Consider the following 15689-nt stretch of genomic DNA (forward strand, 5'->3'; position numbering starts at 1 on the left):
CAATTGCCCAGCATGTCCCAACCGCTATCGCCACGCACTCGTAATACCAAGTCATCTCACACCTCCCCTGAAAAATCCAAGTGACGCCTGATCGCCCGAATCGACCACGCCACCGCCATCGCACTTAGCACCGCACCGCCGATCTGCAAACCGGCCACCTCGCCACCCGACACCGGCTGATCATTGCTAAGCGTCGAGACCTGCAACACCAACGCGTTACCCGCCGAATCAGTCCCGCACGAAACCGCCCGACCACTTGCCGACACGTAGGTCACGCCAGCCTCAGACGCAGGACCGCACACCACTGCAGACACCGCCATACCCCCCCCGCATGAAAAAAGGCGTCCGGTATCCCAGACGCCTTTACGTGCTCACTCGGGAGCGCCTTAGCGGCCGAGGAAGCCGCCGACCTTGCGGAAGCCCCAAACGACAGCCGACACTGCCAGCACCGCCCCACCTACCGCGACCACCGAAGTTGTCACGCTGCTGATCGACGACGTAACAGCCGTCACGTCCACACCCGACGCCTGCGCGAAAGCACCAGCCGACACAGCGACACCACCAGCGACAACAGCCAACTTCTTATTCAGGCTCTTCATGTTGATTACCCTCTAGACAACGGCCCAATGAATGAGACCCGCCCGCCCGGGCCAGCCGCGAACGAATCAGCTACCCTACGAACTGCGCGGACGCCACAAACGCGACGCCAGCATCAAAACCTTCAAGGCCAAGTGCAGCACAAGCAGCAGGTTCAGCAATGCCAACTGCGCTGATACTGGATCAACTGCATACGACGACAGGCGGTCCATAGCGAACGGGCAACCTATGCGGCGCTCACGCCGGCAGACGGTTTGGCCTTCTGTGCTCCGAACGGGACAAGAGAAACAATGCGCGGCTCGAGCTTTCCATCCATCGACTGCGCAAGGCCGAACTCAGCGAGGTAGTCGCCTGGTTGCGACGCCCACAACTCTTTCGGCAAGTTGACCGTGCCCACGAGCAACTCCCGGCCGTTCTTCTCCGTTTCCTGCTCGAGGATGCATTGCGCAGAATGAATCTCCCACGGCAACCCCGTTTTCTTCGACGTGCCACCCTTTTGAATAACTTGCAAAATCGTAAGCTTCTGCTTGGACATTTGTACTTTCCCCGAGAGGTAAAATTGCGAAAAAGGGACGTTTCCCTAGACTATTCGCACACTCTTGGTGTGCACTTTATGAACACAAAATCTACACTACAGTGTAAATTTATCGTCATTGCCACTTCAGTGCAACTACTTTTTTGAGGCCAAGCAAATGACCGTTTCGAACGAGCGTCGCGAACTGGGTGAGCGACTGCGCTATCTGATAGGACACACATTTCCGACAGCAGGGCGATTCCAAGCGCTCGAAGTGGCCAGCAGCATAAAAGCTTCCAAGTGGAAAAACTTCTATTACAGGAAGCAAGAGGCGAGTAGCGAGATGGTGGAATTTTGGTGCAAAAAATACCCGAATGACGAAAAACTACTCCGCACTGGCGAAATGCACCCACCGGGCTCGACCTTCATGGTGGGTGCGCCGGTTCCAATCAACTGGACAGGTCAAACCGTCGGAGACAGGCTCGTTTGGGTAATTACAGAATGGGCCTCGGCCAAGGCAGACCAAGTTTTTAGCTACCTCGAACAACGCTCGCGCGGCGCAATACCCGCCAGCGAATGGGCATCAGTCGTCATGCGGATGCGCGAACCGACAGTCGAAATGATCGAAGTCGTATGCAACGCAAGACCCCACTTCACGGAATGGGTCATTACAGGCCGAACGTGCGGCCTACCTTCCGTTGACCCGACATCCGAAAAATCAGTAGCTGAATACAAACACGCCACATTCCCCGCAACTGCGCCGAATTGAGCCATGGGAAAGCAAGTGCCGCACAAGTCAAATTTTGCACCGCAATTGCCGACGGCCCCTTACGGGCAAAGGCTCACCAACTAGTCGGTAAGCAGCGATTGCGGAGCAAAAATTAGTCGCTCAGTCCTGTTTTTATTGAGCATTGGTCCGGACTTTTAATCCGTTGGTCACAGGTTCGAATCCCGTACGGCCTACCAAAAGATTCAAGGGCTTGCACGCGTCAGCGTCGCAAGCCCTTTTTCTTTGTTGAGCCAATTCAGCTACGCGAACCCAACGCCCCACCTCAGCACAACCCATGCTTCGTACGACTGTACCCCGCGAGCATAGGCACCATCTGCGCGTACAACTGCGGGTTGCCCGCGACGATTTCGCCGATGCGCAGAAAGTCGGCGCCGCCGGTATAGTCGCCAGCCAGGCCACCGGCTTCCGTGATCAGCAGACTGCCTGCCGCCATATCCCACGCGCTTGATCCCTGTTCGAAGAAGCCGTCGAGGCGGCCGGCCGCGACATTCGCGAGATCGAGCGCACCTGCGCCCGGACGGCGCAAACCGGCACAAGCCCCGGTCATTTCGGCGAACAGGCGTGTGTACGAATCGAGGTCGGCTGTATCGCGGAACGGGAAACCGGTGCCGATCAGGCCGTGGGCGAGGCGGTCGCGCCCCGCCACGCGGATGCGACGATCGTTCAGGAACGCACCGCTGCCGCGTGTGGCCGTGAACAGATCGTTGCGGGTCGGGTCGTAGACCACGGCCTGCTTAACCGTACCCTTGTGCGCAAGTGCGATCGACACGCAGTAGTACGGAAAGCCGTGGATGAAATTCGTGGTGCCATCGAGTGGATCGATGATCCATTGGTATTCGGACTCATTGCCCGACTGGCCGGATTCTTCGGCGAGAATCGCGTGATCGGGGTAGGCGGTCTTCAGCGTCTCGATGATTGCCGCTTCGGATGCCTTATCAACTTCCGTCACGAAATCGTTGTGCTGTTTCTTACTGACCTGGAGCAGATCTAGATCGAACGACGCGCGGGTGATAATCTGCGCGGCGCGACGGGCAGCGTTGACGGCGATATTGAGCATAGGATGCATAAACCTGAATCCTTTTGGCGGACAGGCATGGTGACCGTCCGCTAACAAAGTTGACTGGAAACAATGGGAAAGCAGCGCGGCATCGAGGGCTATCCGGACCCGTCAGAAGTCTCGTCATCGATGTCCCGCGCTCGCGTTTGTTGCACCTGACGCATCACGTTCAGGTTAAGTCGAGCTAAGTCGGCCTCGAAAGCCGGCTCACATTGCGCGCCACCAGCGCACGAACCAGCGCCCAGTCCGCGTACTCGCAAAAATCGATCATTAGCGTCCCGCACGGCCCGTCGTGGGTCACGAGACGCTCGACCAGCATGTCATTGATACCGCGACGCCGGCCATCCCCACAGGCCACCCTGCGTGGATTTGCACCCATTCCGGTACCGCTGCAGAAATTGACGACCCAGCGCTCCGTCACGCGCTGCCCCGTGAGCACAAGGAGCGCTTCAATCGCACGGTATTTGTAATCAATCGATGCCTCCACCGGTACGCGGAATTCGTCCTGAATGGCAAAGGCTGCGCCCGGCCGGTCGAGTTCGAACGTGGCATTGTCAGGCCACATCGACAGATCGATCCCCAACGCAAACTCGCTCGCGAATCTTCGCAACAGCACGATCGAGCCGCGCACTTCGCCCAGACGCGGAATTGTGCCGCCCAGATACCAGGGTACGTTTGCGGCGTAAAGCTCGGCATACGACTCGAACGTCTGCGCGAAGCTGCGCGTGCAGTCCTCACTGCCACATTCGTCCTTGACCGACATCACGATGCATTCACCAGGGTGCAGCGCCAGAAACGCCGCGCACGTGGCGACGACATCGTCGAACATCAGGCCAAGCGGAATGCGCGCGTGGTTGATGTGAAATACATCGCCCTCATGCCGGCAGCGAATATCGAGTACCCGCACGCCATGCTTCAACTGCTCCGCCAGACTCGCACCCTGCGTCCTCGCGAGTGAATCCGTCACGGTATAGGCACAGCTATCGTGGCTGCCCGGCAACGTTAATCGGTTCAATGCGGAATCGTCGGGAAGGTTCGACATCCAGCCAGCCAGCGCCGAGGCGCCAATATCAATGTGCATGGGTTGTAATGGATTAAGTGACCCGGAAATCGCTTTCTTCCGTTGTATATTGTTTGACAGTCATCTTCCTGTCCTCTTGATCGGGCAAGCTGCGCGGAGCAAGCTGTGCATCCCTTCACTCGTTAATACATGCCGAAGAAACAAACGCTTTGGGTTACCGCCGCCGACGTCGCGCGCCGCGCCGGTGTCTCGCGTTCTGCCGTCTCGCGCGCTTTCTCGCCGACTGCCAGCATCGCGCCCGAGACGCGGGAGCGCGTCATGGAGGCTGCCCGCGCCCTCGGCTATCAGGTCAACCTGATCGCGCGCGAAATGATCATGCAGCGCAGCAGCATGGTCGGCGTCGTCACCGCGGGTTTCGAAAACCCGTTTCGCGCGAAACTGCTGTCGCAGATCATCGCCGCGCTCGGGCGCCGCCAACTCACCCCGCTCGTGATGAACGCGGAAGATCCTGTGCAAATCAAACAATCGCTCGATATGCTGCTGAGCTATCGGATCGCCGGCATCATCATGACCTCCGCGTCTCCTCCACTCGACCTCGCTCGCCAGTACCTCGAGGGCGAGATTCCCGTGGTGATGATCAACCGCGCATCGAATCTGCCCGGCGCGGATGTCGCGGTGAGCGATAACGCGGCGGGTTCCGCGATGGCAGCGCAGATGCTGGTTGATGCCGGAGCCACCCGGCTTGCTTTCGTCGGACCGACCAGGACCAGCTACAACGGAAAGTCGCGCGGCACCGGTTTTTCTCGCGCAGTCCAACGCATTGCAAAGGAAAACCGGCGGCTTGCCCATCCGGTCGAGGTCCACGTCACAACCGCCGATACGTACGAATGCGGCATGGCGGCAGCGCACGCGCTGTTGAAACAGAAAGCGCGTCCGGACGGCGTGTTCTGCTCGTCCGATCTGCTCGCTCTGGGTTTTATCGACGCCGCGCGGCAGCACTTCGCGATCCGCGTGCCCGATGAGCTTCGGGTAGTAGGTTTCGATGATATCCCCGCCGCCAGCTATGAAAATTACCAACTCACCACCATCCAGCAGGACACGTCCGGCCTGGCAAATGCGGCGACCGAGATGCTTGTGGACCGTATGAACGCGTTCTCCGGCGCGTCCCGTACTCACGTAGTGCCGGTAGCGGGCGTGGTGCGAAAAAGCTGCACCTGAATGCCACTCAAGCGATGCGTCGACCGCTCTGCGCATCAAAAAAGTGGAGCTGCCCAGCCAGCAGCGTTACGCCGAGCAGTTCTCCCGATGTGGGTCGCCGGTGATACGGCAGGCGCACCACCAGACTCTGCTTGCCCAGACTGCCGAACGCGAGATTGTCCGCGCCCAGCATCTCGCACGCATCGACAGGCAGGCGGATCTGCTGATCGGATTCTTCGCCGCCGGCCGCCAGCATCACATGCTCTGGGCGAATGCCCAGCACGCATTCGCGACCGGCCATGATGGCCGCGCCGGAATCGCGCGCGCCGGCAATGGCAATCCTCGGTCCATCGTTAACGTCGAAGTGCCGCCGGTCGTCGGAGAGCCGGCCGTACAACAGATTCATCGCAGGCGAGCCCATAAAACTGGCAACGAAAGTGCTCTGCGGGCGTTCGTAGATTTGCTCCGGAGTCCCGATCTGCTCAACCCTTCCCTGATTCAGCACGACGATTCGCTGCGCAAGCGTCATCGCCTCAACCTGATCGTGCGTGACATAGAGCGTGGTCGTACCGAGCCGTGTGTGCAGGTTGCGGATCTCCGCACGCATCTGACTCCGCAATTTGGCGTCGAGGTTCGACAGCGGTTCATCGAACAGGAAGAGCGCGGGTTCGCGCACGATCGCGCGCCCCATTGCGACCCGTTGCCGTTGTCCGCCTGATAACGCATGCGGCTTGCGCTCGAGCAAGGCGTCGAGCGAAAGCATCTGTGCCGTTGCCGCGACTCGCTCGCGAACCTTTTCCGGCGTCATGCCGCGCATCCGCAGACCGAATGCGATGTTCTGCGCGACCGTCATGTGAGGATAGAGCGCGTAACTTTGAAATACCATCGCGACGTTGCGGTCTTGTGGCTCGACCTGATTAACTATGCGCGAGCCGATCCTGATGTCGCCGGACGTGATGCTTTCGAGCCCGGCTGTCATCCTCAAAAGGGTCGATTTTCCGCAACCCGAAGGACCGACCAGCACCACAAATTCGCCGTCCGCCACGTCGAGATCGATGTCGCGCAAAACCTGTTGCCGAGCGTGCCGCGTCTTGCAGACCGCACGGAGTGTGAGTGTAGCCACCGTGTATTTCCTGTCGTATTACCGTCGATTCCGGCCACGGAGCCGTGCCGCAGCGGAAGGCTGCCTCCCAGGCGTCGCACGCAATGAGAAGCAGCCCGTACAACCGCGGATCTGAGCGCCGCGCGCCGCCTCGTAGCGGCGGCCGTGATCAGAACCGGTGGAGAATGCCGACACCCGCGGTGACCTGGCTACCCGACGACGACGGAGAGCCATTGAAGCCGTCGCCGATCGAGGCCGTGGCGTCGATGATCTTCACGCCGTTCGAGCCGATCGTCTTGCCGCTCGAGTGCTGATACGCCTCGCCCAGATACAGGCCGGTACGCGCCGACAGGCTGTAGTACTGCGTCAGCGAGATCTGATGATATTGCGCCGCGCTTGTGATGCCGTTCGACTGCGTTGCGCGCGTATAGCTATAGCCACCCGCGAAATCCCAGCTCACAGTCGGCTTCCAGTGCAATACCGCGCCTGCCGTATTGAAGGTCGCCGTGTTGCGGAACGACGAACCCACGCCCGGGATGTACTGAACGTTCGAGTACGACACCGACACGTCCCACGCCGGCGAGAACTTGTAGCCCGCCGTCACCGCGACGCGTTGCTGTCCTTGCGCGGTCTGGTAGCCATTGTTGATGGCTGAAACACCAGGCTGACCGCCCGAATTCGTCGTCGAGTCCGTGCCCCATGCGCCGCCGCCGAGCGTCGAATTGTTGGCGCGCTGGAAACCGGCCGCGATACCGAACGGACCATTCAGATACTGGATCGCCGCGCTCCACGTCGAACCGCGATTGGTGCTGCCCGCCACGCCGCCGAGCGCATACGAACCGCTCACCGTGAAGCCGTAGAGTTTCGGCGACGTATAGACCAGCGAATTATTCGCGCGGATCGTCGTGTCGAGCGAATCGATATCGCCCGGGTGGGCGCCGAAGAAGCCCGTCAGATAGGTGGTCGGGCTATACGGCGAAAGCAGCGAGTAGTACGACGTGTACTGGCGACCCGCCGTGAGCGTACCGTAGGCGGGATTCGTCAAACCGACCCAGCCCTGGCGCGTAAACATCCCACCCGTGAATTGCGACTGGCCGTTTGCACTGTTCACGCCGGCTTCGAGCTGGAAGATCGCCTTCGTCCCGCCGCCGAGATCTTCACCGCCCTTCAGGCCGAACCGGCTGCCGGCCCACGCGCCGTTCGACATCGTGACGGCGGAGTGGCCACCCGTCGTCGAGCCCCGCGAGGTACTGCTGTTCTGATAGACGATGCCGTTATCGATTACCCCGTAGAGCGTGACGCTGCTCTGAGCCTGGGCCGTCGTGGCCGCTGCAAGGCCTGCAGCCGCCATCGCGACCGCCAAGTGCTTCTTCATTTGAGTGGATCTCCAGTGTGGTAGGTAGACGGGCGCCCTGGCACCCGGCACATTGACAATGTCACCTGACGCAGGCGCCATCGAGCGGCGCGTGACGCCTGCTTTATTCGATCTACTTCAGGCCGCCGGCAAAACCGCGCAACAGGTAGCGCTGCACATATCCCGCGACTGCCAGCGTCGGCAGGGACGCGATCATTCCGACGCTCATCAGATCGCCCCAATCGATGCCGTTCTCCGTGACGTATCCGGCCACCGCGAGCGGCAGCGTGAAGCGGCTCGGCGTGGAGAGAAACAGCAAGGCAAGCAGAAATTCGTTCCAGGCCGTAATCAGCACGAAGATCGCAGTAGCGACGAGCCCGGGCGCGCACAGCGGCAGCACGATATAGACGAGCCTCTGGGCGAGACCGGCGCCATCGAGGCACGCCGCCTCTTCGTAGTCGATAGGGATTTCACGCACGAACGAAAGCAGCATCCAGATCGACAGCGGCAGCGTGTACACCTGGTAGGCGAGCATCAGTCCAAACTCGGAATCGAGCAGATGCAGATTTTTCGCCAGCGTGAACAGCGGCACCGCCACCGTGATCGGCGGCATCAGTTTGACCGCCAGGACCAGCATCAGGAACAGCAGGTCGAGGCGCGCCGGAAAGCGCAAGCGCACGAGCGCATACGCGGCCGGAAACGCAAGCATCAGCGCAAGCAAGGTGGTGCCGCAACTCACGAGCAGCGAGTTCAGCAACTGGCGGCCGATGCCGCTTGCCCACACCGATTCGAAGTGCTGCAGGGTCGGCACCTGCGGCCATAACGCGAGCGGATGATCGAGACGTTCGAGGGTCGGCGTGAACGCGGCGCCGAGCATCCAGATGCAGGGCAGCAGCAACAGGATCAGCGCAGTGGCGCGCAGCAGCCCAAGCACCACATGCTGGCCCGTCGGACGAAAAACAGGGGATGAAGAAGCGGAATTCATCGTGCGCCTGCCTTGCGGATCGACAACCACACGTTCACCGAGACCAGCACGGCCGCCACCAGCAGCATCAACACCGAAGCGGCGCTGGCCGGCCCGACATTGAAGAAGCGGAAACCCGTGTCATAGACATAGGTCGACAGCGTCTGGGTTGCGTTCCCAGGACCGCCGCCCGTCAGCGCATAGACCTTGTCGAACAGCTTGAAGGTGTCGATCGAGCGCAGCAGCATGGCCAGCACGATCTGCGGCACGATAAGCGGCAGCGTGATGTGACGTAGACATTGCCACTCGCTCGCGCCATCGATGCGGGCCGCTTCGTACAGTTCGGGAGCGATGGACTGCAAACCGGCGAGAATGATCAGGAATGCCATGGGTGTCCATTGCCAGACATCGACGAGAATCAGCGACCAGATTGCGAGGTTCGGATCGGACAGCCATTGCACGCCCGGCAGACCGAACACCGCGAGCAAAGCATTCAGGAAGCCGCTGTAGTTCAGCCAGTTGCGCCAGATTGCCGAGCACACCAGAGTCGAAAGCATCATCGGCAGAATGAGAAGCGGCATGACGAAACGGCGGCCACGAAATGCACGGTAAAACAGCAACGCCAACGCAGCGCCGAGCACAACCTCGCTAACCGATGCCACAACTGTGAACTGCAGCGTGTTGAAGAAACTGGCGGTAAATTCGCTGTCCGCGAGCACCGCACGATAGTTTTCCAGCCCGGTAAACGCGCGTTGCCCCGACGCATAGTCAACGTTGAAAAATGAATCGACCAGCACCCGCAGGACCGGGTACAGCGCCAGTACGCCGAGTACCAGCCCAGCCGGCCCGACCAGCACGACCAACGGCAGAAAACGACGCACAGCGCTCATGGATGGGTTCAATGCGGCGTCGTTATTTGACAGTGGCGGCCATCGCCGGCGTGATCTTCTGTGCGGCTTGATGCAGCGCCGCGTCGGGAGTGAGTTGCCCCGTCAGCACAAGTTGCAAGGCGTCGCCCAGAATGCTCTCGATCTGCTGCCAGTCCTTCACACGCGGGCGGGCGCGGCCAGCTTTGAGCGCCTTGAGCTGATCCGGATACCAGCGGAATTGCTGCACGAGTGCCGGGTCTTCAAACACACTCTTGCGGGTCGGCGGAATACCCATTGCGGCGAGGCGCGTTTGCGTATCGCGCGCGGTCAGGTAGGCGAGGAATTCCTGTGCCAGAGGGGCATGCGGCGCGTCCTTCGGAATGGCCATTTGCCAGATGCCTAACATCGGCGACGGTCCCTTCACCTGTCCGGGCGGCGCCTGCAGCGCAACTTCGCCGACTACGCGAGACTGTTTCGGATCGTCGAGTGCCGGAATCCATGCCGGCCACACCTCGAGCGCCTGCGCCGCGGCACCCTTTTGCAAGGCGTCGCGCACTTCGGCCGCGCCGTAAACCGCGACGTCCTTCGGCGCATAGGCTTTCAGCGCAATGAACATCTTCAATGCCGCCAGGGCTTGCGGGGAATCGATCGTCACCTTGCCGCCCTGATCGATCACGTCACCGCCATATGCCCACAGAATCGGCATGAAACCTGTCACGACGGGGTTGCCCTTGGTACCGCGAAACACCACGCCGGACACATTCGCATCCGCAGCGCTGGTGACTTGCGCGATCTTCAGCACTTCGTCCCAGTTGCGCGGCGGCTGCAGCTTGTATTTCGCGAGCAGGTCGCGGCGGTAGGCGAACATTTCAACGTTGCCGACCACCGGCAACGCATACAGGCCGCCCGACGGCGCACGGCCGAGCGCGACCGTCGATGCGACCATGTCGGCGTCGGCCAGCGTGGCCGGCAACGGCTTAAGCCAGCCGTTCGCGATGAATTCGGGCGACCAGGTGTCGTCCATCATGACGAGGTCGTATGAGCCGGTTCCTTCGCGCATCGATAGCTTCGGCTTCTGATAGAGGTTCGCATTCGGCAGCTTCAGCAGTTCGATGTCGGCGCCGGGATGCAGCTTCGTGAAACCGGCGACAGCCTCCGCCAGACCGCGGCCATAGATATCGTCGCGCCCCGCGATCACGAGATCGGCTGCGCTGACGCTCAACGTCACAACGGATAGAGCGACGGCGACGGATACGGCGCGCAGGCTACTGAACAGTTTCATGCGATATCTCATTGGATTTGCGGACTCAACACGACGCGTTGCACACGTGTGCAACGCGGACGAAAAAAGAAGGCCACTCAAGGCATGGGCGCCATTCTCGCCGCGGATCGTTAAAGATTTGTGGCAAGCAAACAGAAAGGTGCAACTGTCCGGCTCGGAGAGGCTCAGGCTTCAGAAGCGCCCACGCGGGAAACATCCTCACAGCGCAGATCGCCACACCCCACACAACCAAGAGATCCTTCCTACAACGCGCCTATTCGATATCGAATCAGATACCACGGACTCCGAACATTGATATTTATTGAGACGTAAAGACATGCAATGATCGCCGCCGATTCCGTTCACGGCGCCATTCCGCGTGAGCAGACGCTCTGGCAAAACCGCAGCGCCCTGCACTTTCATTCCGTCAATATGACCAATTTTCTGTTCGGCCTTATCTCGAGCCTTGTCCTGCTGGCTATCGTGCTGAGCACATGTCTTCTGTGCAACCGGCTCATACCCGGCGCCACACTCAATGGTCCGCACATTTTTGTCGCGCTGGCTTCAACGGCGTTGCTGCTCGACGCCGCCCTGACCTTTCTCGTGTTCGCCGATGCGCAGAGCCGCTACGGCAAGTTCAGCTCGTCGAGTGCATTCTTCGAACGCGGCAGCGCGTACGCGGTGGCAGCCATTGCCGCACTGGCATGGCAGCATGTGGCGCGTCGCGCGCGTCATGCCAAAACAAACGACAACACGCTGGTCATTCGCACATCTGCGTATTCCGAATCCCGTCTGCCGATGTAACGCCGCACGGACTGTTTTCTTCCGTCACGCAATTCGCATCATCATCAGGAACGGACCTTGCGTATGGGCGCGCCGTCGCCTATAACTTCCGAAGACCGAGAGTTACCGTTTGCGCCCGTCACCGGGCATTTGCCGCTGTATTGCACTCCCGCCGTTCAATCAGTCGAAGGCAACTTAACCAACGAGGAACATCTTGGATCTCGATACCGTACGCGTGTTCATCATGACCCGAGGCATCGACCTCGGCACCAAGGTACTCGGCGCGATCGTGTTGTGGATCGTCGGCCGCTGGGTCATTGGCCTGATCACCGGCTTGCTTCGCAAGCTGCTGTCGAAAAACGGCCGGGTCGATCCAACCCTCGCTCATTACCTCGGCTCGATTCTCGGCGCACTGCTGAACCTGCTGCTGATCCTCGCGATCCTGCAGGTGTTCGGCGTCCAGACGACCTCGTTCGCCGCCTTGCTCGCCGGCCTCGGTCTCGCTATCGGCACTGCGTGGGGCGGCTTGCTTGCCCACTTCGCGGCAGGCATCTTCATGCAGGTGCTGCGGCCGTTCAAGGTGGGCGATTTCGTTATGGCTGGCGGCGTCACAGGCACGGTCTCGGAACTGGGTCTGTTCGGCACGACCATCGTGACGCCCGACAATGTGACGACGATCGTCGGCAACAACAAGATCTTTTCGGACACAATCTCGAACTACAGCGCATTGCCGGTGCGGCGCGTCGAACTGACCGCGAAGATTGCGAACGGCGTTGATCCTACAGATGCGATGAACCGGCTCAAGGCGGCCGTGACACAAATTCCGAACGTGGCCGAAAGTCCTGCTCCGGATATCGAAGTGTTGAGCTTCACGCCTGAAGGGCCGTTGCTGTGCGTGCGGCCCTACACGCACACCGATCATTACTGGCAGGTCTACTTCGACACCAACCGCGCGATCATCCAGACCTTCAAGGATGCGGGCTATCCGACACCGGAAACACCGCTTGCACCGCGCATAGTCAGTTGAGCCCGATTGGGGCTTAGGCCGCTGGATGGAGGTTGACGTTCGCTGAGATGAGGCGTTTTTTCGCTACCTCGACGGACCAGTTCAACGGAAACCAAAGCACCAATGAAAAACGGCGTCGCGAGATTCGCGACGCCGTTTGTTCTTCTGCCCGGTGCGAGCTGCAAAGTCAGCGGGTGCCCGCCTTCGACGTGTTCTTGCGCGTCATCTTCCATACCGCGCCAAGCACAACCGGCACCACGGCCGCGCCGATACCCACCAGCACGATCAGGTTCAGATACTGCCGGATGAACGGAATGTTGCCGAAGAAGTAGCCGAGCAACACCAGCAGGAGCACCCACAAAAGCGCGCCGAGAATGTTGAACAACTGGAACCGGCTAACTGTCATTTCCGATGCACCGGCAACGAACGGGGCGAATGTCCGCACGACCGGAATGAAGCGCGCCAGCACGATGGTTTTGCCACCATGCTTTTCATAGAAGTTATGAGTCTTCTGCAGCGCGGCACGGTCGAGAAAGCGCTCGAGAAGCGGGATGTGTGAATTGAACACCCGCGGCCCGATCGCCCGCCCGACCATATAGTTCACCGTGTTGCCGGCGATCGCGGCAACCAGCAGCAGCACGATCAGCAACCCGAGGTTCATTTCACCGGTCGCGCAAAACGCGCCACCGATGAACAGCAGCGAATCGCCCGGAAGAAACGGCAGAACAACCAGCCCGGTTTCGCAGAATACGATCAGAAACAGCACCGCATAGACCCAGGCGCCGTACTCGTGAATAAAGACTCCCAGAAACTTGTCGATGTGCAAGACAAGATTGGCGAACTGCAGCAGCGTGTCCAAAAAGCGTCCTTTATTGAGCGAATGTGAGCGTGGCAGGAATGGCCGCACGAGCGGCCTTGCGGGCGATGAGCGGCGAACGCGTGTTCGCCGCCGGAAATTGACCGCGTCATGATACCGAAAGTGCCCGGATGCGATTAAAAATCTGCCGTGCGGGACCGATTTCGATACCGTGAGGCAGTTCAGTGGCACCGGCGCAAAATCACCGCGAACCACGCCTTCGGTCCGCATCCAGCCTGCCCGCGCCGAATCGCTATAATTTCGCTATGTCAGAATTCTCCGAAACGCCTGCCGGCACCGCCGACGCGGCCGCGATTTCCGCCGCCGCGCCCGTCCCACGCCCGTTGCGGGCGATCCAGCCCCTGCCCGATCAACTGATCAGCCAGATTGCCGCTGGCGAAGTGGTCGAGCGGCCGGCCTCGGTGGTCAAGGAATTGCTGGAAAACGCGCTCGACGCCGGCGCGCAGACGCTGCGCATCCTGCTCGACGAGGGCGGCGTCAAACGCATCTCAATCACCGACGACGGCTGCGGCATCCCCGAAAACGAGCTCGCGCTCGCGCTGATGCGTCACGCAACCAGCAAGATCCGCTCGCTCGCTGAACTCGAAGCGGTTGCCACGTTGGGGTTTCGCGGCGAAGCGCTGGCGTCGATTGCGTCCGTCGCGCAGATGAGCATCACGAGCCGCACGGCGGACACGCCGCACGCCGTGCGTGTCGACGCGCAAACCGGCGTGCTGAGCCCCGCCGCCGGCACCCAGGGCACCACGATCGAAGTCCGCGAGCTGTATTTCAATACGCCTGCGCGCCGCAAATTCCTGAAAAGCGAACAGACTGAACTCGGCCATTGCCTCGAACAGATTCGCCGCGCCGCGCTGGCACGGCCGGACGTGGCGATTTCGGTCCTGCATAACGGCAAGGCGGTCGAACACTGGAACGCCAGCGAGCCGCCCGCGCGGGTCGCGAAGATTCTTGGCGAAACCTTTGCGACGGCGCATTTGCCGCTCGACGAATCCGCCGGACCGCTCTCGGTCTACGGTTGCGCGGGCCTGCCGACCGCGAGCCGCGGACGTGCGGACCAGCAATACTTCTTCGTCAATGGCCGCTTCGTGCGCGACAAGCTGCTCACGCACGCCGTGCGCGCCGCCTATGAAGACGTGCTGCACGGCGATCGCTATCCGTCTTACGTACTTTTTCTCGATCTGCCGCCAGAAGGCGTCGATGTAAACGTTCACCCGTCGAAAATCGAAGTGCGGTTTCGCGATTCGCGTTCGATTCACCAGTTCGTGTTCCATGCCGTGCAGCGTGCGTTGGCGCGGCACGCGGGTGCGTCGCCGGAAACCACCGCCGGTGGGCATGCGGCGCATCTCGAAGCGGCGCCGGGTGGACCGGCTTCGTTCGGCGCTACGCCGCTGGGCGGTGCGGGGGCAGGAAGCGGCGGAGGCTTCGGCACGGGGGCAGGCGACCTTGGTAATGCGGCGGGAAGCGGCTTCGGCGCCTCGCAGCCCGGCAATACCTGGATGCGTCAGGCGCGCATGACACAGGGAACGCTGCCGGTTGCGCAGCCACTGGCCTTCTACGACGCGCTGTTCGGCCGCAGGGACACGAACGCCGGCACGGCGGAAGGCGCGACGCTATTCGAAGCGCGCGATTCGGCTGCGGAAACGCCGTCCCCGTACAACACCTCGGGACCGTACGCGTCGCCTGCTTTCAATGCCTCGGATGAGCAACCGCTCGGCTTCGCCCTCGGCCAGATTCACGGTATCTATGTGCTTGCGCAGAACGCGCACGGACTCGTGATTGTCGACATGCACGCCGCGCACGAGCGCATCCTGTATGAGCAGTTCAAGAACGCGCTGGCCGATCGTACGATTGCCGTGCAGCCACTGCTGATCCCGCAAACGATGCAGGCCGATCCGATCGAAATCGGCACGGTCGAAGAAGAGCGCGACACGCTGGACGCACTAGGTTTCGATCTCGCCGTGCTGTCGCCGACCACGCTCGCGATCCGCGCGGTGCCCGCATTGCTGAAAGATGCCGATCTGCAGGCGCTGGCACGCGCGGTACTCTCCGATCTGCACGCGTTCGGCGGCTCCCGCGTGTTGACCGAGCGTCAGCACGAACTGCTCGGCACACTCGCGTGCCATCACGCGGTGCGCGCGAACCGGCGTTTGACGCTCGATGAAATGAACGCACTGTTGCGTCAGATGGAGGCAACCGAACGCGCCGATCAATGCAACCACGGGCGTCCGACGTGGTATCAGTTGACGCTGTCCGATCTGGACCGGCTGTTCATGCGTGGCCAATGACAGTGCGCCTGA

At 60.9% G+C, this 15689-nt stretch carries 16 protein-coding genes; 5 read left to right on the top strand and 11 right to left on the bottom strand.

Annotated features, from left to right (window positions below):
• Positions 1-56: 56 nt before the first annotated feature.
• The 3 genes from GH665_RS17725 to GH665_RS17735 all read right to left on the bottom strand — a co-directional run bounded on the left by GH665_RS17725 (position 57) and on the right by GH665_RS17735 (position 1132).
• Positions 57-320, bottom strand: coding sequence for a hypothetical protein (locus GH665_RS17725; RefSeq protein ID WP_153137116.1), 264 nt, complete (start codon positions 318-320; stop codon positions 57-59).
• A gap of 66 nt (positions 321-386) precedes the next feature.
• Entirely contained in the window at positions 387-599 is a 213-nt protein-coding gene (locus tag GH665_RS17730; protein WP_153137118.1) for a major capsid protein, read from the bottom strand.
• Positions 600-823: 224 nt separating this feature from the next.
• The gene (locus GH665_RS17735; RefSeq protein WP_153137120.1) at positions 824-1132 is read right to left on the bottom strand and encodes a cellulose synthase; all 309 of its coding nucleotides are present in this window, start codon (positions 1130-1132) and stop codon (positions 824-826) included.
• Between the two features lie 157 nt (positions 1133-1289).
• On the opposite strand from GH665_RS17735, the gene GH665_RS17740 reads away from it, so the two are divergent.
• Positions 1290-1880, top strand: a complete 591-nt coding sequence (locus GH665_RS17740) for a hypothetical protein (RefSeq protein ID WP_153137121.1) — start codon at positions 1290-1292, stop codon at positions 1878-1880.
• 283 nt (positions 1881-2163) lie between these two features.
• Here the strand turns inward: GH665_RS17740 and GH665_RS17745 are convergent, their stop codons facing one another.
• Both GH665_RS17745 and GH665_RS17750 read right to left on the bottom strand, forming a co-directional pair.
• Entirely contained in the window at positions 2164-2967 is an 804-nt protein-coding gene (locus tag GH665_RS17745; protein ID WP_153137123.1) for an inositol monophosphatase family protein, read from the bottom strand.
• 175 nt (positions 2968-3142) lie between these two features.
• Complete coding sequence (locus GH665_RS17750; RefSeq protein ID WP_153137125.1) at positions 3143-4039, bottom strand: phosphatidylinositol-specific phospholipase C; 897 nt, start codon at positions 4037-4039, stop codon at positions 3143-3145.
• Between the two features lie 129 nt (positions 4040-4168).
• Between GH665_RS17750 and GH665_RS17755 the strand changes: the two genes are divergently transcribed.
• Positions 4169-5197 (top strand): LacI family DNA-binding transcriptional regulator, encoded by a 1029-nt coding sequence (locus GH665_RS17755; RefSeq protein WP_153137127.1) that lies wholly within the window; start codon positions 4169-4171, stop codon positions 5195-5197.
• 7 nt (positions 5198-5204) lie between these two features.
• Here the strand turns inward: GH665_RS17755 and ugpC are convergent, their stop codons facing one another.
• The 5 genes from ugpC to GH665_RS17780 all read right to left on the bottom strand — a co-directional run bounded on the left by ugpC (position 5205) and on the right by GH665_RS17780 (position 10747).
• Positions 5205-6299 carry a sn-glycerol-3-phosphate ABC transporter ATP-binding protein UgpC gene (gene ugpC / locus GH665_RS17760; protein ID WP_153137128.1) on the bottom strand — a complete coding sequence of 365 codons (1095 nt, stop codon included), beginning with the start codon at positions 6297-6299 and terminating at the stop codon, positions 5205-5207.
• Positions 6300-6447: 148 nt separating this feature from the next.
• Positions 6448-7653, bottom strand: a complete 1206-nt coding sequence (locus GH665_RS17765) for a porin (protein ID WP_153137130.1) — start codon at positions 7651-7653, stop codon at positions 6448-6450.
• Between the two features lie 112 nt (positions 7654-7765).
• A complete protein-coding gene (locus GH665_RS17770) occupies positions 7766-8617 on the bottom strand; it encodes a carbohydrate ABC transporter permease (RefSeq protein ID WP_153137133.1) in 852 nt (283 codons plus the stop codon).
• Complete coding sequence (locus GH665_RS17775) at positions 8614-9486, bottom strand: carbohydrate ABC transporter permease (protein ID WP_153137135.1); 873 nt, start codon at positions 9484-9486, stop codon at positions 8614-8616. The genes GH665_RS17770 and GH665_RS17775 overlap by 4 nt, the downstream gene beginning before the upstream one ends.
• Positions 9487-9508: 22 nt before the next feature.
• Positions 9509-10747, bottom strand: coding sequence for an ABC transporter substrate-binding protein (locus GH665_RS17780; protein ID WP_153137137.1), 1239 nt, complete (start codon positions 10745-10747; stop codon positions 9509-9511).
• A gap of 411 nt (positions 10748-11158) precedes the next feature.
• On the opposite strand from GH665_RS17780, the gene GH665_RS17785 reads away from it, so the two are divergent.
• Entirely contained in the window at positions 11159-11530 is a 372-nt protein-coding gene (locus GH665_RS17785) for a hypothetical protein (protein ID WP_153138563.1), read from the top strand.
• Positions 11531-11723: 193 nt separating this feature from the next.
• The gene (locus GH665_RS17790) at positions 11724-12536 is read left to right on the top strand and encodes a mechanosensitive ion channel family protein (protein WP_153137139.1); all 813 of its coding nucleotides are present in this window, start codon (positions 11724-11726) and stop codon (positions 12534-12536) included.
• 166 nt (positions 12537-12702) lie between these two features.
• Here GH665_RS17790 and GH665_RS17795 read toward each other — a convergent pair whose 3' ends face one another.
• Positions 12703-13374: a DedA family protein gene (locus tag GH665_RS17795; protein ID WP_028198817.1), complete on the bottom strand. Its 672-nt coding sequence runs from the start codon at positions 13372-13374 to the stop codon at positions 12703-12705.
• A 263-nt stretch (positions 13375-13637) separates the two neighbouring features.
• On the opposite strand from GH665_RS17795, the gene mutL reads away from it, so the two are divergent.
• Positions 13638-15677: a DNA mismatch repair endonuclease MutL gene (mutL, locus tag GH665_RS17800; RefSeq protein WP_153137142.1), complete on the top strand. Its 2040-nt coding sequence runs from the start codon at positions 13638-13640 to the stop codon at positions 15675-15677.
• Positions 15678-15689: the final 12 nt, after the last annotated feature.

Source organism: Paraburkholderia agricolaris (assembly GCF_009455635.1).
GTDB lineage: Bacteria > Pseudomonadota > Gammaproteobacteria > Burkholderiales > Burkholderiaceae > Paraburkholderia > Paraburkholderia agricolaris.